Here is a 21,503-nt window from a genome sequence, read left to right as displayed (position 1 = left end):
AAACTGCTCGGTTCCGTCGGCGAGCCGATCAACCCGGAAGCCTGGGAGTGGTACAACCGTGTGGTCGGCAAGGGCAACTGCCCGATCGTCGATACCTGGTGGCAGACCGAAACCGGCGGCATCATGATCGTGCCGCTGCCGGGCGCGACGCCGACCAAGCCGGGTTCGGCAACCCGTCCCTTCTTCGGCGTGCAGCCAGCGCTGGTCGACAACGAGGGTAACGAGCTGGAGGGTGCTACCGAGGGCAACCTGGTGATCAAGGACTCCTGGCCGGGCCAGAGCCGCTCGATCTGGGGTGATCACGAGCGCTTCGTGCAGACCTACTTCTCCAGCTTCAAGGGCGTCTATACCACCGGCGACGGTGCCCGCCGCGATGCCGACGGTTACTACTGGATCACCGGTCGCGTCGACGACGTGATCAACGTCTCCGGTCACCGCATGGGTACCGCCGAGGTCGAGTCCGCCCTGGTCGCGCATCCGGCAGTCGCTGAAGCCGCTGTAGTGGGTTATCCGCACGACCTCAAGGGTCAGGGTATCTACGTCTACGTTACGCTGCAGTCGGGCTTCGAACAGAGCGATGAGCTGATGAAGGAGCTGCGTAACTGGGTGCGCTCCGAGATCGGTCCGATCGCCTCGCCGGACCTGATCCAGTTCGCACCGGGCATGCCGAAGACCCGCTCCGGCAAGATCATGCGCCGCATCCTGCGCAAGATCGCCGAGGACGATTTCGGCGCGCTGGGCGACACCTCCACCCTGGCGGATCCGAGCGTAGTCGATGATCTGATCGAAAAGCGGTTGAATCGCAAGTGACACGTCAGGCGATACAGCCCTGGATGTAGCGCTTTTCATCAATCATCGACTGCCTATGTTTTCCCTATTCATCTATCCAACCCGAGGCGTGTTATGAACAGCAGTGACAGAGTGGAAATCGACGACTTGGTGGTGCCTTTGGTTTCGTTCCGGCGCGACCTTCACGCCAACCCCGAACTTGCGTACCAAGAGCACCGCACGGCGACGAAGATTGTGGAAGCATTGCGTGAGCTGAGACTGGAGGTACATACTGGCATCGGCGGCACCGGCGTCGTCGCATCGCTGAAAGTGGGCAGCTCCCATCGCAGTATCGGCCTGCGCGCCGACATGGATGCACTGCCTATCCAAGAGGAGACCGGACTCCCCTATGCCAGCTGCAATCCGGGTGTTTTCCACGGCTGCGGTCACGACGGGCATGTGGCGATGTTGCTGGGCGCCGCCCGGTATCTCGCTCATACCCGTCGCTTCGACGGCACGGTCCACTTCATTTTCCAGCCCGCCGAAGAGGGGGAGGCCGGTGCCCGAGCCATGGTTGAGGATGGGCTGTTCAAGCGCTTTCCCTGCGACCGAGTGTTTGCCTTTCACAACTGGCCGGATCTTCCAGCCGGTACCGTGGCGACACGGCCGGGGCCGATCATGGCGGCAGCGGACAAGTTCGAGATTCTGGTTGAGGGCTGCGGCGCCCATGCCGCGATGCCACACAAGACGCCGGATGCGATCCTGGCGGCCAGCGATCTTGTGACACAACTCAATAGCCTGGTATCCCGTCGCATTCCGCCGATGTCCACAGCCGTGCTTTCGGTAACGCAGATCGAGGGGGGGAGTTCGCACAACGTCCTCCCTGCTGCCGTTCGCGTTGTCGGCACGGTGCGCACTTTCGACCCAGCGGTGCAGGACAGGATCGAGGAATCCTTGCGTCAGGTCGCCGACGGCGTGGCCCTCGCCAGTGGTACCCGCGTAACGGTGAATTACACTCGCTACTATCCAGCGACGATCAACAACGCGGATGCCGCCGAGGAAGCGTTGGCAGCTGCGGCCGGCTTCGCCCGTGCGGAACTGGCACCTCAGCCAGCTTTTACGTCGGAGGATTTCGGATTCATGCTGCAGGCGGTCGAGGGCGCCTACATCTGGCTGGGACAGGGGCGCGGTGGTGAGGAGGTGCCCCTTCATCATCCCCATTACGACTTCAACGACGAAGTATTGGCGACCGGGATCAGACTGCACGTCGCCCTCGTCGAACGTCATCTAGGTGACGGGGATTAGGGATTAGTCTCTTTGGACGGAGGGTTTCTACTCTCCAGCTCGATAATCCTGACACCCAGCTTCATCAGCGTGCGGGCGATATCGCGTGTCAGGTTCAACAGCAGGATACCGAAGGCCTCGGGCTCCTCCTCATGAAGCAGGGAAAACTGCCGAGAATCGATCTCGACCACTGTTGCGCTCTCGGCCGCGACGGCGCTAACGACATGAGGGGTCAGGCTGATCATTGCGGCAAAGCCGATGTTGGTGCCGGCCGGATTTTGACGCACCAGTATCCGGTTGCCGCCCTCCTGCAGTGAGTACAGGTTAACGACGCCGCGCAGCACCACGAAGAAGGAGTCGGTGCGTTCGTTCTCCCGGTACAGCGTATCCCCCTGATCCAGCTGCAGTACCCGACCTCCTCTCAGTACGTGCAGTACCACGCTGTCCGGCAGGGCACCGAAGGTCGATAACTCGCGAAAATAGAGAGCGCCCAGATCGTCCCATAGTGCTTGTGCGTCAAGTACCTTCATTTGGGAGTGCCTCTCTATACCGGTCCGGCGACCTTTTCAGTATAGCTTCGGCTAAGGTTGGCAGGGCAACCGAACGGCCTGATCAACACAGGCCACATCGGGAGAGCGTGCGGAATTCTTTTAGGTGTCGCTCAGACCGCCAAAGCGTTTGTAGAACGAAGGCGAGGGCGGCGGCAGGGGGCCGTCGGCAGTTTCCATGGTGCGGCCGATATACTGCTCCGAGGCCTTGCACACCAGGTTGTACAGGTTATGGCACAGCTGACGCGCAGCGGTGCCGCCCCAATCAGAGGGCAGAAGTTCCGCCGGCAGTTGCGGATCGCGCAGCAGCACCTTGCGGTATTCGTGGATCAGCAGGGTGCGGGCGATGAAGCACTCCTGCGGGTCGAGCTGTTTCTGGTTGCTCATCTCCTGCCACACCGGGCGGAAGCGGTCGAGGAAGCTGCGGTAGCTGTCGTTGATCTGGTCCAGGTTCCAGCACTCGCGCGACTGCGCGCGCAGCGCCTTGGAGGAGTACTGGGTACCCTCGCGGGTCTCGAACAGGATGGTGCTGTCCAGTGCGTCCATCTCCTGCAGCGTATTGCGCACCTCCAGCATATCGCAGTGCGGCGCGGCCATCAGGGTCGGGCCGAAGGCACCGAAGCCCATCCACTGCAGCTCATCGCGTACCTGCTGGCGGATCTCCGCCGGTACCTGGGACAGTACCGCCAGGCTCCAGCTGCCGTCCCACTCCTGCACCGCGGGCACGTAGATACGCTTGAACGCCTGGTCGAAACGGCGCCGGCCCTGGTTGGTCAGGCTGTAGTAGGCGCGTCGGCCCAGCTGTTCGGCGGCGAGCCAGTTCTCCTCCTTGCTCAGGCGGAACACCGAGGTACGCACCAGGCGCTGATTCAGTCCCAGCGGTTCCAGTACATTGATCAGACTGCCCAGCCAAACCTTGCCGCCGCGCGGCACAATGGCGTCACCGAATACGGAGATGATCAGTGAACCGGCGCGGATCGGCCGCTGACTGCGGAACTGGTTGATCAGGGCGTTGAGGTGGGTTGAACTGCTCATGAACTGGCGGAAAACCTCCGTGTAGAGAAGCGCTCTAGTTTACAAGCGGGCCCTGTCGCTGAAAACCCGGCAGGCGGCGCTGACAGCCAATAAAAAGGAAAAGGGGTGACAGGAGGTCACCCAAGGACGGCCAGTGCTATCTAAAACAAGTGCATCTAGAAACCGTCAACCGTACAGCATTTGGGGCAGCACCAGCGAGATCCAGCTGATCGAGGTGATCAGCGCCAGGCGCAGGATATCGGCACACCAGAACGGGGTGATGCCACGGAAGATGGTGCCGGTTTTGACATCCGGCAGCACGGCGCTGAGTACGAACACGTTCATCCCCACCGGCGGCGTAATCAGGCTGATCTCGGTAACTACGACCACGACGATACCGAACCAGACCGGGTCGAAGCCCAGGCTCTGCACCAGCGGGAAGAATACCGGCACGGTCAGCAGCAGCATCGACAGGCTCTCGAACACCATGCCGAGCAGCACGTAGATCAGCAGGATCACCAGGATCACCGCCATCGGCGATACGCCGAGGCCGGTGACCAGGGCCAGCAGGTCCTCCGGCAGACCGGCGCGGGTGATGAAGTTGGAGAAGATCAGCGCGCCGATCACCACGCTGAACAGCATCGCGGTGGTGCGCCCGGTATCGCTGACCAGTTCGAACAGCACGCGGGGGTTCAGCGTGCGGCGCATCAGGGCGATGACAAAGGCACCGCCGGCGCCGATGCCGGCCGCTTCGGTCGGCGTGAATACGCCCAGGTAGATGCCGCCCATGACCAGAATGAACAGGCCGAGGATGCCGCGCACCTGTTTCAGTGCCTGCAGCCGCTCGGGCCAGGAGGTGCGCTCACCGGCCGGACCTTTCTCCGGGTTACGCCAGACGATGTAGCGCACCGCGGCCAGGTAGAGCAGGATGCCGAGCATGCCGGGGATGAAACCGGCGGCGAACAGTTCGCGGATGCTCGACTCGGTCAGCAGACCATAGATCACCAGGATCACACTGGGCGGGATCAGGATGCCGAGGGTACCGCCGGCGGCGATGGAGGCGCTGGCCAGGCTGTCGTCGTAGCCGTATTTGCGCATCGGCGGCATCGCCACCTTGGCCATGGTCGCGGCGGTGGCGAGACTGGAGCCGCAGATGGCGGAGAAGCCGCCGCAGGCGACCACCGTGGCCATCGAAAGGCCGCCGCGGAAGTGGCCGAGAAAGGCGTGCGAGGCGCGGTAGAGCTCGTGGGACAGGCCGGAGCGGGTGACCAGGTTACCCATCAGGATAAACAACGGAATCACCGACAGGCTGTACTCCTGCGCGGTGGAGATGACCCGGGAGGAGGCCATCGCCAGCGCACCGTGCCAGCGGAAGGTGGTCAGGTTGTCGAAGGTCAGTCCCGACAGCCAGGCGAAGCCGACCACGCCGACCAGCGCCATGGCGAAGGCCAGGGGAATGCGAAGAACGACGATCAATAGCAACAGGATGGCAAAACTGATCAGCGCGATAGTCATGGCTGCGGGACCTCGTGCAAGCGTTGTTATCGTTATGAGGGCTGTTGGGTTAGCCGTGTTGGGTTAGCTGTGCTGTTCGCTACGGTGCATGAAGATGCGGTAGATGCCCCAGCTCAGCGTGCAGGCGGCGGTGAGCCAGCACATGACGCCGATATATTGGATGATGTCGCCGACCGGCAGATGCAGGTATTCAGTCGTCACGTTACGACGCAGCGAGCGCGCCGCCTGGGTCATGACGGTATCGCCGAGCAGGTAGAGCATCGCCGCGATCAGCACCGCGGACAGGGTTTCCAGCCCCTTGACCCAGCGTCCGAACAGGTTGTCGAGCACGTCGATCACGACATGGGTACCACGCCAGGTGATCACCGGTATCTCGGCGAAGACGATGATCGCCAGCGCGATCTCGGTCATCTCGGTGGCGCCATCCACGGCGTTGCCGAAGAAGTAGCGCCCGAACACGTCGACACAGGTGAGCAGCACCAGAGCCAGCAGGATGGCGCCGGCCAGCGCTTCAAGCAGAAACGCCAGCCAGACCATCGGGCCCTTCTCGTGGTAGTGCTGATGCAGCCATTGCGAGAAGTGCATTAGCCCTTACCTCAGTTTGCCGCGACGCTGTCGGGATTGTAGCTACGGGCGGTTTCGCGCAGCTCTTTCAGCGCAGCCGCTGCATCTTTGCTGCGGTCGGCGACGGACTGAACCCAGACCTCGTCCAAACCTTTGGTCAGGGTGTCGAACTGCTTGGCCATCGGGTCATTCTGGCCCACTTCAACCACGTTGACGCCCGCTTCGCGGCTTGCGGCCAGTGCATCGGTGCCGCACTGATCCCAGACGCGTCCGGCCATCTGCGACAGTTTTTCACCGGATACCTTCAGGATCGCTTCCTTGTCTTTCGGGTCCAGGCTGTCGAGGAAGTCCGGGTTGGCGAAGATGGCGAAGCTGCCCAGGTACATGCCGCCCGGCAGCAGGGTCAGGTTCGGAGCCACTTCGCTCAGACGCAGAGTCTTCTGCTCGCAGACCGGCAGGAAGGTACCGTCGATAACACCCTGCTGCATCATCTCATAGACCTTGGATGCCGGAGCGTTGACCGGAGTGACCTCCATCCGCGCACCCAATTCGCTCTGGATACCGCCGCCGAGGCGGATCTTCATGCCCTTAAGATCAGCCAGGCTGGAGATCGGCTTGGCGGTCTGGATCTGGCCGGGAGCATGGGTGAACAGGCCCATCAGCTCGAGACCTTCATGCTCGTTGGCGTCGGAAAAGTACTTTTCGTAGACACGCCAGTAGGCAACGGAGGCGGCTTCGGCATCGGCGCCCAGTCCCGGCTGTTCGACGATCTGAGTCAGGCGGAAGCGGCCCGGCACATAGCCGTGGAAGGTCCAGCTGGCATCGACAACGCCATCCTCAACCAGTGAGAACATGTCCTTGGGGTGGCCCATGTTGTGCTCGAGCTTCAGGGTAACGCGGCCTTCAGTGGCCTCTTCGATCCACTTGCCCCAGGTGGGCAGTACGTCGATGTTTTGCGGGTGGGTCGGTGGCAGCCAGGTGGCGACACGCATTTCGGTGGCAGCAACGGCCGGCAGTGAGCCGAGCGACAGCATAAGTGAGGAGGTGACGAGCAGTTTTTTCAAGTTCATTGAAGTGTCCTTCTTATAGTTTTCGGTCTTCGTTAAACGACAAGCAGCGTTTTTGGCAGCCTGGGTTTAATAGGTGATTATATGACACGAAATAGAAATGTCTAATATCATTATCGTGTCATTAGGTCGTATATCTATAGCGCATTATTATTGATAGCTTAATAAAATTAGCTATTTATCTTGATTGTTTTAGATACAAACAAAATCGTTTGTGTTTTTGAATTGTGCTTTATCAATGCGTTGATGAGATGCTGAAGGGCTTGGCCTGGCGTCGCGCTCTGTAAGCTGCGGTACCAGGCCGGGTCCGCTCAATCCTCCTTGCGCGCCACCAGCGTCAGGATGTTGTACAGCGCCACCGGTTTGTCGTGCTGGTTGCGGACCTCCACATCCCAGACCACAACGCCGTTGGGCTGCTCCTCCTCGGAGCGGCGATCCTTCTTGATCTTCTGCTTGCAGGTCAGGCGCACTTGGATGGTGTCGCCGATACCCACCGGCTCGACGAAGCGCAGGTTCTCCATGCCGTAGTTGGCCAGCACCGGGCCCGGCGATGGCTCGACGAACATGCCGGCCGCTGCCGAGATGACGAAGTAGCCATGTGCCACACGCTTGCCGAACAGGGAGTCCTTCGCCGCGATCTCGTCGAAGTGGGCGTAGAAGTGATCGCCGGACAGGCAGCCGAAGTTGACGATGTCCGCTTCGGTCACGGTGCGGCGGTGGGTGATCAACGTCTCGCCGATCTGCAGCTCTTCGAAGTACTTGCGGAACGGGTGCACCGGATCCTTGATCTGCTCGGAGCCCGGGTTGAACTCCTTGGTGATCGCGGTCAGCGTGGTCGGGTGACCCTGGATCGCCGTGCGCTGCATGTAGTGCTTCACTGCGCGCAGGCCGCCCAGCTCCTCGCCGCCACCGGCGCGGCCGGGGCCGCCGTGGACCAGCGTCGGCAGGGGCGAACCGTGTCCGGTGGACTCCTTGGCACAGTCCGCATTCAGTACCAGTAGACGGCCGTGGTACGCGGCGCAGCCGAGTACCAGCTCGCGGGCTTCCAAGTTGTCGGCGGTGACGATGGAGCCGACCAGGCTGCCCTTGCCGCGCTTGGCGATGGCGATCGCCTGATCCAGGTCGTCATAGGCCATCAGGGTCGACACCGGGCCGAACGCCTCCACGCTGTGCGGCAGCTCGCTGCTCAGCGGCTGGTCGGCGTAGAGCAGGGTGGTGGGGAAGAACGCACCCTTGTCGGCGTCGCCGCCGGTGATGGCGAAATCGCGGTTGCCGCCGTGGATCAGCTCGCACTCCTGGCGCAGTTGCTCCACCTTGCTCCAGACATCGTCCACCTGGCTACGGCCGACCAGCGGGCCCATGCGCACGCCGTCGACGGCCGGATCACCGATGGTGGTTTTGCTCAGGCGTGCTTTAAGCGCGTCCGCCACCGCCTCGACCCGGTTGCGCGGCACGATGGCGCGACGGATCGCGGTGCACTTCTGTCCCGCCTTGACCGTCATCTCGCGTGCCACCTCTTTCACGTAGAGGTCGAACTCGGCCGAGCCCGGTTCCACGGTGGCGCCGAGGATGCTGCAGTTCAGCGAGTCCGCTTCCATGGTGAACGGGATGGAGTGGGCGACGATATTGGGGTGGCTGCGCAGCTTCTGTCCGGTGGACGCGGAGCCGGTGAAGGTGACCACATCCTGCTCGTCAAGCAGGTCGAGCAGGTTGCCGACGCTGCCGGAGACCAGCTGGATGGCGCCTGCCGGCAGCAGTCCGGAGTCGACGATCTCGCGTACCATCGCTTCGGTCAGGTAGGCCGAGGCGGTGGCCGGCTTGACGATCACCGGCATACCGGCGGCCAGGCTCGGCGCAATCTTCTCCAGCATTCCCCAGCAGGGGAAGTTGAAGGCGTTGATATGCACGGCGACGCCCGGTTTCGGCACCAAAATATGGCGGCCGATAAAGCTGCCTTCGGCGGACAGGCGCTGGGCGTCATCCTCGACCAGGAAGGTTTCGTTGGGCAGCTCGCGGCGGACCAGGCTGGCGTAGGTGAACAGGGTGCCGATGCCGCCCTCGATATCGATCCAGCTGTCGGTGCGGGTGGCGCCGGTCCAGGCGGAGATGCGGTAGAACGCCTCCTTCTTCGCCATCAGCCGCTGAGCCAGCGCCTTCAGTGCGTTGGCGCGCTCATGGAAGGTGAACATGCGCAACGCAGGGCCGCCCTGCTCACGGGCGAAGTGCACCGCGTCGTTGAAGTCGATGCCGCTGCTGCTGACGCTGCACACCCGATCGCCGTTGACGGCGTTGAACACCTCGGTGCCGTTGTCGCTGCCTTCTATCCACTGGCCGTTGATATAGCTGTTCAGTTTCATCTCGTTAACCTCGCGATGATCAGTGGTCGAAGTCCAGGACCACCTTGTCGGTGACCGGGTAGCACTGGCAGGAGAGCACGTAGCCCGCTTTCACCTCGTAATCCTCGAGTGCGAAGTTGGCGTCCATCTCCACCTCGCCCTCGACCACCCGCGCGCGGCAGGTGGAGCAGACGCCGGCCTTGCAGGAGTAGGGCAGGTCGGCACCGTGGCTGTTGCCGGCATCGAGGATGTTGTCGCTGTTGCGCGGCAGCTCGAAGCTGATGCTGCGGCCGTCGGCGATGACGGTGACGTCGCACATCTCGACCTTGCCGGAGCTCTCCTGCACGCGATGTTTGCGTGCCTGGTTGCCGCCGGTAGTGGCAAACAGCTCGTAGTGGATGCGTGAACGGTCAAGCTGATGCGCTTCCAGCTGCTCGCGCACGGTTTCGATCATCGTCTGCGGACCGCAGAGGAAGGCCGCGGTCAGGTTGGGCACGTCCAGCCAGTGGTCGAACAGCGCCTTGCACTTGTCGGCGTCGATGCGGCCGTTGTACAGGTCGATATCCTGCTGCTCGCGGGTCATCACGTAGACCAGGTTCAGTCGCGACATGAAGCGGTTTTTCAGGTCCTCCAGCTGTTCGCGCAGGATGGTACTGGTGGTGGCGCGGTTACCGTAGAACAGGGTGAACTCACTGTTCGGCTCGCTCTCCAGCGTGGTCTTGATGATCGAGTAGATCGGCGTGATACCGCTACCGGCAGCAACGCCCAGGTAGTGGCCGGCGCGGGCCGGATCCAGGTCGATATGGAAATGACCTGCCGGCGGCATCGCCTCGATCTGCAGCCCTTTGCGCGCCTGATCGTTGAGGAAGTTGGAGAACAGACCGCCGGAGATACGCTTGACCGCGATGCGCAGCTCTTCGTCCGCCGGAGAGGTGCAGATGGAGTAGGAGCGGCGTACCTCTTCACCGTCGATCTGGGTGCGCAGCACCAGGTGCTGGCCCTCGCGGTAGCGGTAGGTGTCTTTCAGTTCGTCGGGCACCGCGAAGGCGATGGAGATAGCGTCGCGGGTTTCCTGGCGGACGTCCGCAACTTCCAGGGTGTGAAAACGGCTCATAGTATTCTCTCTGTTATTGTTGGGCTCGGATGCGACTGGCTCGATAGCTTGAGCTCAGATGCACTTGAAGTAGTCGAACGGCTCGAGACAGCTGTTGCACCGGTACAGCGCCTTGCAGGCGGTGGAGCCGAACTCGCTGACCTGCACGGTGTCGTGGGAGCCGCACTGCGGGCAGGCGACCTCCGGTTCCTCACCCAGCAGGGTGCGCTTGGAGGCAGAGCCGACCGGCGGTGCGATACCGTACTGGCGCAGCTTTTCGCGGCCGGACTCGGTGATCCAGTCGGTGGTCCAAGCCGGGGCCAGTTGTTGATGCAGGCGCACGTTGGCGATGCCGGCCGCATGCAGCGCCTCGGCGATCGCCTCTTCGATAAATTCGGTGGCGGGGCAGCCGGAATAGGTGGGGGTCAGCGTTACCACCAGCTGACGCATCCCACTTTGAAGATCCCACTGCAGATCGCGCACGATGCCGAGATCGACCACACTGACCACCGGCACCTCGGGATCGGGTACCGCGTCGAGCAGGGTCCAGATCGCCTCGATCGAGGGCTGTTCGAGCTGCTGACCGGCACGATCGGTGGCGATCAGCGGCTGGTTCCTGTGATCGGCCTGTGTGTTGTCGAATTCCCGGATCATCGTGCGTATCTCCTTTTATTAAAGGCAGCCGATCAAGGGTTACCAGCTGGCGCCCGGATAGGCGCGCGGCAGGAACTGCATCTCGGCCAGCAGGAAGCCGAGCTGCTCGGTGTGCAGTCCCTGCTTGCTGCCGCGCTGCATGTACTCGTCCATCGACGGGCAGTTCAGTGTCGCTTCCGCGAGCAGGGCCTGGACATCAGCCTGCCACAGGCTGCGCAGCCGGTTCAGGTCGGCGCCGATACCGGCCACGGCGAGCAGGTTGTCCACCTCGTCGGCGATGAACATCTCGCCGGAGTAGGTCCAGATCTCGTCGATCGCGTCCTGCATCCTGGCGTGGCTCTCCTCGGTACCGTCACCGAGGCGCTTGATCCAGGCGCTGGAGCGGCGCAGGTGATAGGTCACCTCCTTCAGGCCCTTGGCGGCGATGGCGGCGACGCGCTCATCGGCGGAACCGCTCAGGGCACTCAGCAGGTGGTAGTGCCAAACGTCGAACAGGTACTGGCGGGCCATGGTATCGGCGAAGTTGCCGTTGGCCTGCTCGACGATCAGCAGGTTGCGGTAGGCGCGCTCGTCGCGGGTAAAGGCCAGATCGTCGGCACTGCGGCCGGCAGCTTCCAATTCGGCAGCGCTTGCTACCTCTGCCGCAAGGGTCAACCAGGAGCGGGCCTGGCCGATCAGGTCCAGCGCCACGTTGCCGATCGCCATCTCCTCTTCCAGGGCGGGTGCATTGCCGACCCACTCGCACAGGCGCTGACCGAGGATCATGTCGCTGTCACCGAGGCGCAGCAGGTATTCAAACAGAGCTTGGTTCTGGTTCATCGTCAGCCCCTCCTTACATGTGGCCCACTTCTTTGGGCAGATCGTAGAAGGTGGCGTGGCGGTACACCTTGTCGTCGGACGGGTCGAACAGCGGTTCCTTCTCGTCCGGTGACGAGGCGGTAATGGCGGCGGAGGGTACAACCCAGATGCTGACCCCTTCGCTGCGACGGGTGTACAGCTCGCGGGCGTTCTCCAGTGCCATCGCGGCATCGGCGGCGTGCACGCTGCCGACATGCTTGTGGTTCAGACCGTGCTTGCTGCGCACGAATACTTCAAAAAGAGTCCAGTCAGACATGTTCTAATCCTCGCTTCAGGCAGCTGCGTTTTTCTGCTTCTGTTTGGCTGCATAGGCACTGGCCGCTTCGCGGACCCAGGTACCCTCTTCAATGGCTTTGCGACGGGTGCGCAGGCGGTCGCGGTTGCAGGGGCCGTTGCCCTTGACCACGTCGTAGAACTCGGTCCAGTCGATCTCGCCGAAATCGTAGTGGCCGCGGGTTTCGTTCCACTTCAGCTCCGGGTCCGGGGCGGTGCAGCCGAGGAACTCGAGCTGCGGCACGGTCTGATCGATAAAGCGCTGGCGCAGGTCGTCGTTGGACATGCGCTTGATCTTCCACGCCATCGACTGGGCGGAGTTGGGGGAGTCGGAGTCGTGCGGGCCGAACATCATCATCGCCGGCCACCAGAAACGGTTGATCGAGTCCTGCACCATCGCTTTCTGCTCGTCGGTACCGTTCTGCATCATGTGCAGCAGGATCTGGTAACCCTGGCGCTGGTGGAAGCTCTCCTCCTTGCAGATGCGGATCATGGCACGGGAATATGGGCCATATGAGGTTCTCTGTAATACAACCTGGTTGACGATGGCGGCGCCATCGACCAGCCAGCCGATGGTGCCCATGTCGGCCCAGCTCAGCGCCGGGTAGTTGAAGATGCTGGAGTACTTCACCTCGCCGCTGTGCAGCTTGGCGACCTCTTCATCGCGATCGGCACCCAGGGTCTCCATGGCGCTGTACAGGTAGAGGCCGTGGCCGCCCTCATCCTGGATCTTGGCCAGGAGCTGCAGCTTGCGCTTGAAGTTGGGCGCGCGGGTCAGCCAGTTCTTCTCCGGCAGCATGCCGACGATCTCGGAGTGGGCGTGTTGGGAGATCTGGCGGATCAAGGTGCGGCGGTAGCCCTCCGGCATCCAGTTCTTCGGTTCGATCTTGATCTCGGCATCGATCTTCTCCTGGAATGCGCGCTCTTCCGGCGACATCTCCTCCAGGGTCTTAAGCCGTTTTGCGCCTGTATCGACGAGTTGGGCGTACATGGCTGTCTCCTGTTATTTTTCGCGATCTGTCATTGCTGCAGATCAATGTTTGTACTGATTATATGATACGAACAAATAATGTAAAGAAATAAAACCGTATCATAATTGGTCGAAAAAATGGGGCAGGCGAAACTGCCCCGATCGACTTACTGTTTACGCAGGTCGGTGACGTGCTTTGCCTTGCCCTCCGAGCGCGGCAGTGAGCCGGGAGCGCCAACACTGATGCGGGTGCTGATACCGATATAGGACTTGATGTGGTGGGTCAGCTCCTTGATCACGCGCGGCTCGGCATCGATGCCGACGGCATTGGGTTTGAGCTCGACCTTGACCTCCATCTGGTCCAGGTTGCCGTTGCGGCTGACGATGATCTCGTAGTGCGGTGCCAGCTCCGGTATGCGCAGGATCTGCTCCTCGATCTGGGTCGGGAACACGTTGACGCCGCGGATGATCAGCATATCGTCGCTGCGCCCGGTGATCTTGTCGATGCGGCGCATCGGCCGTGCCGTGCCCGGCAGCAGGCGGGTCAAGTCGCGGGTGCGGTAACGGATAATCGGCAGCGCCTCTTTGCTCAGTGAGGTGAACACCAGCTCGCCATACTCGCCATCCGGCAGAACCTCACCGGTATTGGGATCGATGATCTCCGGGTAGAAGTGGTCTTCCCAGATGGTCGGGCCATCCTTGGAATCGATGCACTCCATACCCACGCCAGGGCCCATCACTTCCGACAGCCCGTAGATATCCATGGCGTCGATGCCAAGACGCTGCTCAAGCTCGGTGCGCATGGTGCCGGTCCAGGGCTCGGCGCCGAAGATGCCCAGGCGCAGCTTGAGTTCGTGCGGATCCAGCCCCTGACGCTCCATCTCGTCGGCGATGTTGAGCATGTAGGAGGGGGTGACCATGATCACGTCAGGGTTGAAGTCGCGAATCAGCTGCACCTGCTTCTCGGTCTGGCCGCCGGACATCGGGATCACCGTGCAACCCAGACGCTCGGCACCGTAGTGGGCGCCGAGGCCGCCGGTGAACAGGCCGTAACCGTAGGCGACGTGGACCAGGTCACCGGCATGGGCACCGGCGGCGCGCAGGGAGCGGGCGACGACATCGGCCCAGGTGTCGATATCCTGCTGTGTGTAACCGACCACGGTGGGTTTGCCTGTGGTGCCGCTGGAAGCGTGAATACGCACGATGTCACGCATCGGCACGGCGAACATGTTGAACGGGTAGTTGTCGCGCAGGTCGTTCTTCAGCGTGAACGGGAAGCGCGCCAGATCCTCCAGGGTCTCCAGCTCTTTCGGATGTACGCCGGCCTCGTCGAACGCCTTGCGGTAAAACGGCACGTTGGTGTAGGCGTGCATCAGACTCCAGCGCATGCGCTGCAGCTGGGTGTGGCGCAGCTCGTCGATGCTGGCGGTTTCGATCGGGTCCAGAATGCTGGTGTTCTTGTGTGCAGTGCTGGTCATATTTCGTGTCCTGATCAATTATTTTTATAGCCGATTCCGCCCGGAGCTGTTGGGCGCTCGCGGGCGGTCGCTTGGGGCGTTCGTTAGAGTCGCTCGATTACCATGGCGATACCCTGACCGACGCCGATACACATGGTGCACAGGGCGTAACGGCCCTGGCGGATCTCCAGTTCATTCAGCGCCGTGGTCACCAGGCGCGCACCGCTGGCACCGAGGGGATGCCCCAGCGCGATGGCGCCGCCGTTCGGGTTCACGTGCGTGGCATCGTCCGGTAGTCCCAGGTCGCGCAATACGGCCAGCGCCTGGGCGGCAAACGCCTCATTGAGCTCGATCACGTCCATCTGCGCAAGCTCGAGACCGGTCTGCTTCAGTACCTTGCGTACCGCCGGTGCCGGGCCGAAGCCCATGATGCGGGGTTCCAGTCCCGCTGTAGCCATACCGACCACGCGGGCGCGGGCCTTCAGCCCCAAGCGCTCGGCGGTTTCGGCATTGCTCAGCAGCAGGGCGCAGGCGCCGTCGTTGACACCGGAGGCGTTGCCGGCGGTGACGCTGCCGCCGTCGCGGAAGGGTGTCGGCAGCTTGGTCAGCGCTTCCAGCGTGGTGGTGCGGGGATGTTCGTCGGTATCGAAGATCAGCGGATCCGCCTTGCGGCGCGGAATGCTCACCGGCACGATCTCGCGCTGGAAGCGACCCGCTTCGATGGCGGCTGCGGTGCGCTGCTGGCTGCGCAGGGCGAACAGGTCCTGGTCTTCGCGGCTGATGTTGAACTGTTCGGCCACGTTCTCCGCGGTTTCCGGCATCGAGTCGACACCGTACTGTGCCTTCATCTGCTTATTGACGAAACGCCAGCCGATGGTGGTATCGAAGATCTCGGCGCTGCGGCTGAACGCGGTTTCCGCCTTGCCCATGACGAACGGGGCGCGGGACATCGACTCGACGCCACCGGCGATCATCAGCGCGGTCTCGCCCGCCTTGAGTGCGCGGGCGGCGGTGCCGATCGCATCCATGCCGGAGCCGCACAGGCGGTTCAGCGTGGTGCCCGGCACGCTGACCGGCAGCCCTGCCAGTAGCGCCGACATGCGCGCCACGTTGCGGTTGTCTTCGCCGGCCTGGTTGGCGCAGCCGTAGACGATGTCATCCACTTCGTTCCAGTCGATACCGGGGTTGCGCTCCATCAGCGCCTTGATCGGCACGGCGCCGAGATCGTCGGCACGTACGCTCGCCAGGGTGCCCGCGTAACGGCCGAACGGTGTGCGGATGGCATCGATAATCAGTGCGTCTTTCATAAGCAGGTTCTCCGGTTACGCAGGCGGGTTGCTTGGGTCTTCGATCAAGGTGCCGCGCACCTGATAGGATTTGCCGCGGAACAGCGCGACCAGTTCACCCCGCTGATTCTCGATGCGCACGTCATAGACGCCGGTACGCTTGCCGCGGGACTGTTCTTTTGCATAGGCCGTAAGACGGTCGCCGAGCTTGCCGGGGGCGATGTAGTCGATGGTGCAGCCCTGGGCAACGGTCACCGCGTTGTAGGTGTTGCAGGCATAGGCGAATGCCGAGTCACCCAGAGTGAAGATGTAACCGCCATGGCAGCTGTCGTGGCCCTGGATCATCTTTTCGGTGACGTCCATAGCCAGTGTCGCTTCTCCCGGCGCGATGTGTTCAATGGCGATGTTCAGCGCGCGGACAGCGGTGTCGAGGCTGTACATCGCATCGGCACTGGCTTCGGCCAGCTGCTGGGGTGTCATGGAGGTGGTGCGGTCAGTCATGGTAGCGCGCTCCGGAGTAGAGTTTCTGGCGCAGCAGGCGGGAGGGGCGGTAGCGCTCCTCGCCGTAGCTGCTCTGCAGGTTGCTCAGGGTCTGGTGGATATGGGCCAGGCCCACCTGTTCAGCCCAGGCCAGCGGTCCCTGTGGATAGTTGACGCCGTAGCGCATGGCGTTGTCGGCATCGGCGGCGTTGCAGACGCCCTGCATCACCGCGTCCGAGGCCTCGTTGGCGAGCATGGCGAGGGTGCGCAGCACTGCCAGGCCCGGTACGTCATCGAGCGGGGTCAGGGCGATACCGATATGGCTGAACAGCGCGGCGACGGCGTCCATATCCTGCTCCGATACGCGGCGATTGCGGCTGACAGCCAGACGGCTGCAGCGGCTGTAATCGAGTGCCAGATCGAACAGCACCAGGGCGCCGATGCCATCCTGTACCGCGCGCTCATCGGCCATGCGACCATCGCTGAGTGCCAGGGTGCAGTCGCCGACGCGGATCAGACCGCGGCCTTCACGCAGCACGACATTCACGTCGGCTTCGCACCAGCGCTCGATCAGCGCTGCCGCGCAGCCCAGTTCGCCCTCGATCACGATGGTCTCGGGAAGGTGCTCTGCGTTGACGGTGATAGTGCTTGGCTGCGGCTTTTCGGCGTCGTCACGGTAAGTGTAGAAACCCTGGCCGGATTTGCGCCCCAGGCGACCGGCGTCGACCAGTGCCTGCTGGGTCAGCGAGGGCTGGAAGCGGGTGTCGCCGTAGTAGGCGTTGAACACCGAGCAGGTCACCGCGTAGTTGACGTCGTGGCCGATCAGGTCCATCAGCTCGAACGGCCCCATGCGGAAACCACCGGCCTCGCGCATCAGCGCATCCAGGGTGGCGCAGTCCGCGGCGCCCTCTTCGAGCAGGCGCAGCCCTTCGGCATAGAAGGGGCGTGCCAGGCGGTTGACGATAAAGCCAGGGGTGGATTTGGCATAGACCGCTTTCTTGCCCCATTCGTTGGCCAGTCGATGCAGGGTCTGAGCAACGGCGGGATCGGTATCCAGGCCGGAGACGATCTCGACCAGCTTCATCACCGGTGCCGGGTTGAAGAAGTGCATGCCGGCCAGGTACTGGGGCTGGTTCAAGCCCGCGCCGATCGAGGTGATGGAGATCGACGAGGTGTTGGAGGCGAACAGGGTGCCGGGCGCGCAGATCGTTTCCAGCTGGGCGAACAGGCCACGCTTGATCTCCAGGTTCTCCACGATCGCCTCGATCACCAGATCGGCATCGGACAGGGCGTCCAGCGAATCGATCGGCTGCAGGCGGGCCAGTAGCGCATCGCGCTCGGTGGCGTCGAGCTTGCCGCGGGCAACCAGCTTGTCCAGCCCCTTGCCGGTGTTGTCGATCCCTTTCCGGGCGGCACCGGGGGCGTTATCGAACAGCAGCACCGGGTGGCCGGCTGCCGCCGCGACCTGGGCGATACCGGCACCCATGGCACCGGCACCGATCACGCCGATAACGGAACGTTCAGTAATCTGTTTCATCGGTTCTCCCTTCAGCAGCCTTTGAACTCGGGCTTGCGCTTCTCCATGAACGCGGCGACCCCCTCGCGGTAATCGGCGGTGCGGCCGGCCATGCGCTGCAGATCGCGCTCAAGATCGAGCTGCTGGTCCAGGGTGTTGGTGCTGCTGGCGTTCAGCGCGCGCTTGATCAGCGCCAGACCCTGGGTCGGTTGTGTGGCCAGGTGACGGGCACAGCCGAGGGCGCTGTCCATCAGCGCGTCGTCGTCGACGCAGGACCAGATCATGCCCCAGTCGGCGGCCTGCTCGGCGGAGATCTTGTCACCCAACATCGACAGCGCCATGGCGCGGGCCGGGCCGACCAGGCGCGGCAGGGTCCAGGTGCCGCCGGAGTCCGGTACCAGGCCGATTTTGCAGAACGCCTGGATGAAGCTGGCGGAGCGGGCGGCGAATACGATGTCGCAGGCCAGCGCGATGTTGGCACCGGCGCCGGCGGCAACGCCGTTGACGGCACAGATCACAGGGAGCGGCAGCTCGCGCAGGGTGCGGATCATCGGGTTGTAGAACTTCTCGATGGAGAGGCCGAGGTCGGGCATCTCCGCATCGGCCGCCACGTTGCGGTCGGACAGATCCTGGCCGGCGCAGAAACCGCGGCCGTTACCGGTGATCAGCAGGCAGCGTACAGACTCATCCTTGCGCACCTGCTTCAGTGCTTCGCGCATCTCGGCGTGCATCTCGGCATTGAAGCTGTTGAGGTTGGCGGGACGGTTCAGGGTCAGTACAGCAACGCCCTGGTCGACGCGATATTCAATATGCTCGAAAGCCATGGCTGGCGGCTCCTTCAGAGTAGACGTATGGGGTGGTCGGGTCCTGTCCGGGAGAGGGGCTCAGCGCCCCTTGTACTCCGGACGCCGTTTTTCGATAAATGCCTGGATCCCTTCGTTGCGATCCTCGGTGGCGGCCAGCAGCGTGAACGCCTTGCGTTCATAGGCCAGGCCAGCCGCCAGATGCGTCTCCTGGGAGCGCAGCAGCACGTCCTTGGCCTGACGCACGGCCAGTGGTGCCTGGGCGGCGATGCTGGCCGCGATCTGTTGGGCGCGCTCCAGAGTCAGTTCGGGTTCGGTGAGCTCGCTGACCAGCCCAGCGTCGTAAGCGCGTTGGGCGCTGATCGGCTCGCCGGTTAGCACCATCTGTGAGGCGAGGGATTTGCCGACGGCGCGGATCAGACGCTGGGTGCCGCCGGCGCCGGGGATGATGCCGAGCTTGATCTCGGGCTGGCCGAAGCGGGCATCGCGGCTGGCGATGACGATATCGGCGTGCATCACCAGTTCGCAGCCGCCGCCGAGGGCAAAGCCGTTGACGGCGGCGATGATCGGTTTGGCGAAAGCCGCGATCCGTGCCCAGTATTGTGGGCGTGGGTCGTTCATGACGCCGACCAGGTCCAGGTCGGCCATTTCGCGGATATCGGCGCCGGCAGCAAAGGCTCGGCTGTCGCCGGTAATGACGACCGCTCGCACCGCGCTGTCGGTGGCGGCGTTGTCAAGGGTATCGGCCAGCTCACGGAGCAGCGCTGTATTGAGGGCGTTCAGCGCTTCCGGGCGGTGTAGTTGAATAGTCAGTACGCCGTTGGATGACGTTCCGGTCAGTAGAAAATTCAGCATAGTCTTCACTGTTTTTGTAGTTATGGATGTCATCTGTCTTGTGTCGGGTCGATCTCGCGTGGACCTACCTCATTGTTGTCGATTAGCTTAGCTCAAAAAAGTGATACATGAAAAGTAATAAAATTAAAATTAACGTGTCTTTATGTTGTGTTTTTTGGCTTTTGTAGTAAGTGTTTGAAGTCTTGTCAGATCATTGGTCTGTATGTTTAAGAAGCTATGAATGTTTTATGAAACGCATATATTGCTGATGTATAAAGGTTAATTCTGCCGCGCTTGGGCCCCGGGGCTTGGCCTGGATCGCGCGTGTGGCGGATTTGGTTTATTGTGTTACTTATTAATAATTTGACATTAAAAAAGCGTGTTACTAGCATCGTGGGCGACTACAAATACAACAGCGATCGCTCATCGGTGCCCAGCGGTAGACGCTGGCGTCTCCCGATAGAGACGATCCGACCTCACTGGAGATCGGTTCTATGGCTAAGGCCCAGGCATTTTTCGAAGCACACCTGGCAACACTGGAGCGTGCGGTGGATGCCGGTCGCACACGCGATTTCTGGTCGCCCTACCCGGAGGTGCCGAGCGGGCGAATCTACGGTGAGACGGCGAATGCCGAAGGCCGGGCCGCGTTTGAAGCCGCTCTTGGACAACGGTACGAACTGGCGCTAACCGGTATCGCAGGCCGAGTCGGTGAAGAGGTATCCCCCTATGGCCTCGAGCTGGGGATAACCTATGAAGTTCCGGACATTGAGGGGCTGATCGCCCGTATGCGGGTCGGTATGAAGACCTGGCGCGATGCCGGCGCGGATGCCCGTGCCGGTGTCTGCCTGGAGATACTGCATCGACTGAACAAGCGCAGCTTCGAGATGGCCTATGCGGTGATGCATACCACCGGGCAGGGCTTCCCGATGGCATTCCAGGCCGGTGGCCCCCATGCGCAGGACCGCGGGCTGGAAGCGGTGGCGATGGCCTGGTCGGCGATGAAGCAGGTGCCGGAGCGTACCCGCTGGATCAAGCCGCAGGGTAAACATCCCGCCCTGGCCATGGAGAAGTCTTATACCATCGTGCCGCAGGGGATCTCACTGGTCGTGGCCTGTGCGACCTTCCCGACCTGGAACACCTACCCCGGCCTGTTTGCCAGCCTGGTCACCGGTAACCCGGTCGTCGTAAAACCGCACCCCGGATCGGTACTGCCGGTGGCGATCAGCGTGCAGATCGCGCAACAGGTGTTGGCTGAGGCGGGATTCGATCCCTGCCTGGTGTCGATGGTGCCGGACAGCGCTGCAGCGCCGATCACCAAAACCCTGGCCCAGCACCCGGCGGTCAAGCTGATCGACTTCACCGGTTCCTCCGAGTTCGGTAACTGGCTGGAGCGTAACTGCCCCCAGGCGCAGGTGTTCACTGAGAAAGCCGGCGTCAACACGCTGATCATCGACAGTGTGGATAACCTGAAAGCGGTCGCGCGCAATCTGGCGTTCTCGTTGAGTCTGTACTCCGGCCAGATGTGCACCACACCGCAGAATATCTTCATTCCGCGTGACGGCATCGACACCGACCAGGGATACATGAGTTTCGACGCCATCGCCTCGGCCTTGGCTGACGCGGTGAGTCGCTTCCTGTCCAACTCCGATGTGCAGGTTAACGTGCTCGGCGCGCTGCAAAATCCCGCTACCCTGCAGCGCATCGAGGAGAACAGGGCACTGGGACGCGTGGTGCTGGATAGCCAGCCGGTTGAGCATCCGGAGTTTGCCGGGTCGCGCATGCAGACCCCGCTGATGTTGGCTGTTGATGCGGCCGATCGCGCGGCCTATGCACAGGAACGCTTCGGGCCGATCTCTTTCCTGATCGCCACCGACAGCACCGAACAGAGTTTTCAGATCGCGCGTGAAGTGATCGCGGAAAAGGGCGCGATTACGCTCGGCGTTTATTCTACATCCGAGGCGGTATTGGAGCAGGCGGCAGAGCTGGCGCTGGAGGTGAAAGTGGCGCTGTCCTGTAATCTGAGCGGCGGCGTGTTCGTCAACCAGTCGGCTGCATTCAGTGATTTCCATGCCACCGGTGGCAACCCGGCAGCAAATGCCTGCCTGACCGATCTGGCGTTCGTCAGCCGCCGTTTTGTGGTGGTGCAGAACCGCCATGACGTTCCCGCGCCGGTACAGGAGTAA

General features: G+C 62.4%; 20 protein-coding genes. 3 read left to right on the top strand and 17 right to left on the bottom strand.

Annotated elements, in window-relative coordinates; translation table 11 throughout:
* Positions 1-810 (top strand): AMP-binding enzyme (locus KQ940_RS04740; protein ID WP_217412226.1); only part of this gene is annotated, 810 nt, incomplete at its 5' end.
* Between the two features lie 93 nt (positions 811-903).
* Positions 904-2,073 (top strand): M20 aminoacylase family protein, encoded by a 1,170-nt coding sequence (locus tag KQ940_RS04735; RefSeq protein ID WP_246589713.1) that lies wholly within the window; start codon positions 904-906, stop codon positions 2,071-2,073.
* Here the strand turns inward: KQ940_RS04735 and KQ940_RS04730 are convergent.
* From KQ940_RS04730 to paaF, 17 genes are all read right to left on the bottom strand, one after another.
* Positions 2,070-2,582, bottom strand: a complete 513-nt coding sequence (locus KQ940_RS04730; protein WP_217412224.1) for a Crp/Fnr family transcriptional regulator — start codon at positions 2,580-2,582, stop codon at positions 2,070-2,072. The genes KQ940_RS04735 and KQ940_RS04730 overlap by 4 nt on opposite strands.
* Before the next feature lie 120 nt (positions 2,583-2,702).
* The gene (gene paaX / locus KQ940_RS04725; RefSeq protein WP_217412222.1) at positions 2,703-3,635 is read right to left on the bottom strand and encodes a phenylacetic acid degradation operon negative regulatory protein PaaX; all 933 of its coding nucleotides are present in this window, start codon (positions 3,633-3,635) and stop codon (positions 2,703-2,705) included.
* Between the two features lie 165 nt (positions 3,636-3,800).
* Positions 3,801-5,129: a TRAP transporter large permease gene (locus KQ940_RS04720; RefSeq protein WP_217412220.1), complete on the bottom strand. Its 1,329-nt coding sequence runs from the start codon at positions 5,127-5,129 to the stop codon at positions 3,801-3,803.
* A gap of 63 nt (positions 5,130-5,192) precedes the next feature.
* On the bottom strand, positions 5,193-5,714 hold the full coding sequence (locus tag KQ940_RS04715; RefSeq protein WP_217412218.1) for a TRAP transporter small permease: 522 nt from the start codon (positions 5,712-5,714) through the stop codon (positions 5,193-5,195).
* 11 nt (positions 5,715-5,725) lie between these two features.
* Positions 5,726-6,763, bottom strand: a complete 1,038-nt coding sequence (locus KQ940_RS04710) for a TRAP transporter substrate-binding protein (RefSeq protein ID WP_217412216.1) — start codon at positions 6,761-6,763, stop codon at positions 5,726-5,728.
* A 308-nt stretch (positions 6,764-7,071) separates the two neighbouring features.
* Complete coding sequence (gene paaZ / locus KQ940_RS04705; RefSeq protein ID WP_217412213.1) at positions 7,072-9,117, bottom strand: phenylacetic acid degradation bifunctional protein PaaZ; 2,046 nt, start codon at positions 9,115-9,117, stop codon at positions 7,072-7,074.
* Positions 9,118-9,136: 19 nt separating this feature from the next.
* The gene (gene paaE / locus KQ940_RS04700) at positions 9,137-10,210 is read right to left on the bottom strand and encodes a 1,2-phenylacetyl-CoA epoxidase subunit PaaE (RefSeq protein WP_217412211.1); all 1,074 of its coding nucleotides are present in this window, start codon (positions 10,208-10,210) and stop codon (positions 9,137-9,139) included.
* Between the two features lie 54 nt (positions 10,211-10,264).
* Entirely contained in the window at positions 10,265-10,843 is a 579-nt protein-coding gene (gene paaD / locus KQ940_RS04695) for a 1,2-phenylacetyl-CoA epoxidase subunit PaaD (RefSeq protein ID WP_217412209.1), read from the bottom strand.
* Positions 10,844-10,882: 39 nt separating this feature from the next.
* Positions 10,883-11,662, bottom strand: a complete 780-nt coding sequence (gene paaC, locus KQ940_RS04690) for a 1,2-phenylacetyl-CoA epoxidase subunit PaaC (RefSeq protein ID WP_217412207.1) — start codon at positions 11,660-11,662, stop codon at positions 10,883-10,885.
* Positions 11,663-11,675: 13 nt separating this feature from the next.
* On the bottom strand, positions 11,676-11,957 hold the full coding sequence (gene paaB / locus KQ940_RS04685) for a 1,2-phenylacetyl-CoA epoxidase subunit PaaB (RefSeq protein ID WP_217412205.1): 282 nt from the start codon (positions 11,955-11,957) through the stop codon (positions 11,676-11,678).
* Between the two features lie 15 nt (positions 11,958-11,972).
* The gene (paaA, locus tag KQ940_RS04680; protein WP_217412203.1) at positions 11,973-12,965 is read right to left on the bottom strand and encodes a 1,2-phenylacetyl-CoA epoxidase subunit PaaA; all 993 of its coding nucleotides are present in this window, start codon (positions 12,963-12,965) and stop codon (positions 11,973-11,975) included.
* 146 nt (positions 12,966-13,111) lie between these two features.
* Positions 13,112-14,422 carry a phenylacetate--CoA ligase PaaK gene (paaK, locus tag KQ940_RS04675; RefSeq protein WP_217412201.1) on the bottom strand — a complete coding sequence of 437 codons (1,311 nt, stop codon included), beginning with the start codon at positions 14,420-14,422 and terminating at the stop codon, positions 13,112-13,114.
* Between the two features lie 83 nt (positions 14,423-14,505).
* Positions 14,506-15,708, bottom strand: a complete 1,203-nt coding sequence (gene pcaF / locus KQ940_RS04670; RefSeq protein ID WP_217412198.1) for a 3-oxoadipyl-CoA thiolase — start codon at positions 15,706-15,708, stop codon at positions 14,506-14,508.
* A 15-nt stretch (positions 15,709-15,723) separates the two neighbouring features.
* Complete coding sequence (paaI, locus tag KQ940_RS04665; protein ID WP_217412196.1) at positions 15,724-16,188, bottom strand: hydroxyphenylacetyl-CoA thioesterase PaaI; 465 nt, start codon at positions 16,186-16,188, stop codon at positions 15,724-15,726.
* On the bottom strand, positions 16,181-17,704 hold the full coding sequence (gene paaH, locus KQ940_RS04660) for a 3-hydroxyacyl-CoA dehydrogenase PaaH (protein WP_217412194.1): 1,524 nt from the start codon (positions 17,702-17,704) through the stop codon (positions 16,181-16,183). The genes paaI and paaH overlap by 8 nt, the downstream gene beginning before the upstream one ends.
* An 11-nt stretch (positions 17,705-17,715) precedes the next feature.
* Positions 17,716-18,507, bottom strand: a complete 792-nt coding sequence (gene paaG / locus KQ940_RS04655) for a 2-(1,2-epoxy-1,2-dihydrophenyl)acetyl-CoA isomerase PaaG (RefSeq protein ID WP_217412192.1) — start codon at positions 18,505-18,507, stop codon at positions 17,716-17,718.
* A 60-nt stretch (positions 18,508-18,567) separates the two neighbouring features.
* Positions 18,568-19,341: a 2,3-dehydroadipyl-CoA hydratase PaaF gene (paaF, locus tag KQ940_RS04650; RefSeq protein ID WP_217412190.1), complete on the bottom strand. Its 774-nt coding sequence runs from the start codon at positions 19,339-19,341 to the stop codon at positions 18,568-18,570.
* 473 nt (positions 19,342-19,814) lie between these two features.
* Between paaF and paaN the strand changes: the two genes are divergently transcribed.
* Positions 19,815-21,503, top strand: a complete 1,689-nt coding sequence (gene paaN / locus KQ940_RS04645) for a phenylacetic acid degradation protein PaaN (RefSeq protein ID WP_217412188.1) — start codon at positions 19,815-19,817, stop codon at positions 21,501-21,503.

This window comes from Marinobacterium ramblicola (assembly GCF_019084545.1).
GTDB classification, from domain to species: domain Bacteria; phylum Pseudomonadota; class Gammaproteobacteria; order Pseudomonadales; family Balneatricaceae; genus Marinobacterium_D; species Marinobacterium_D ramblicola.
This window is presented reverse-complemented; position numbering and strand designations above follow the sequence as displayed.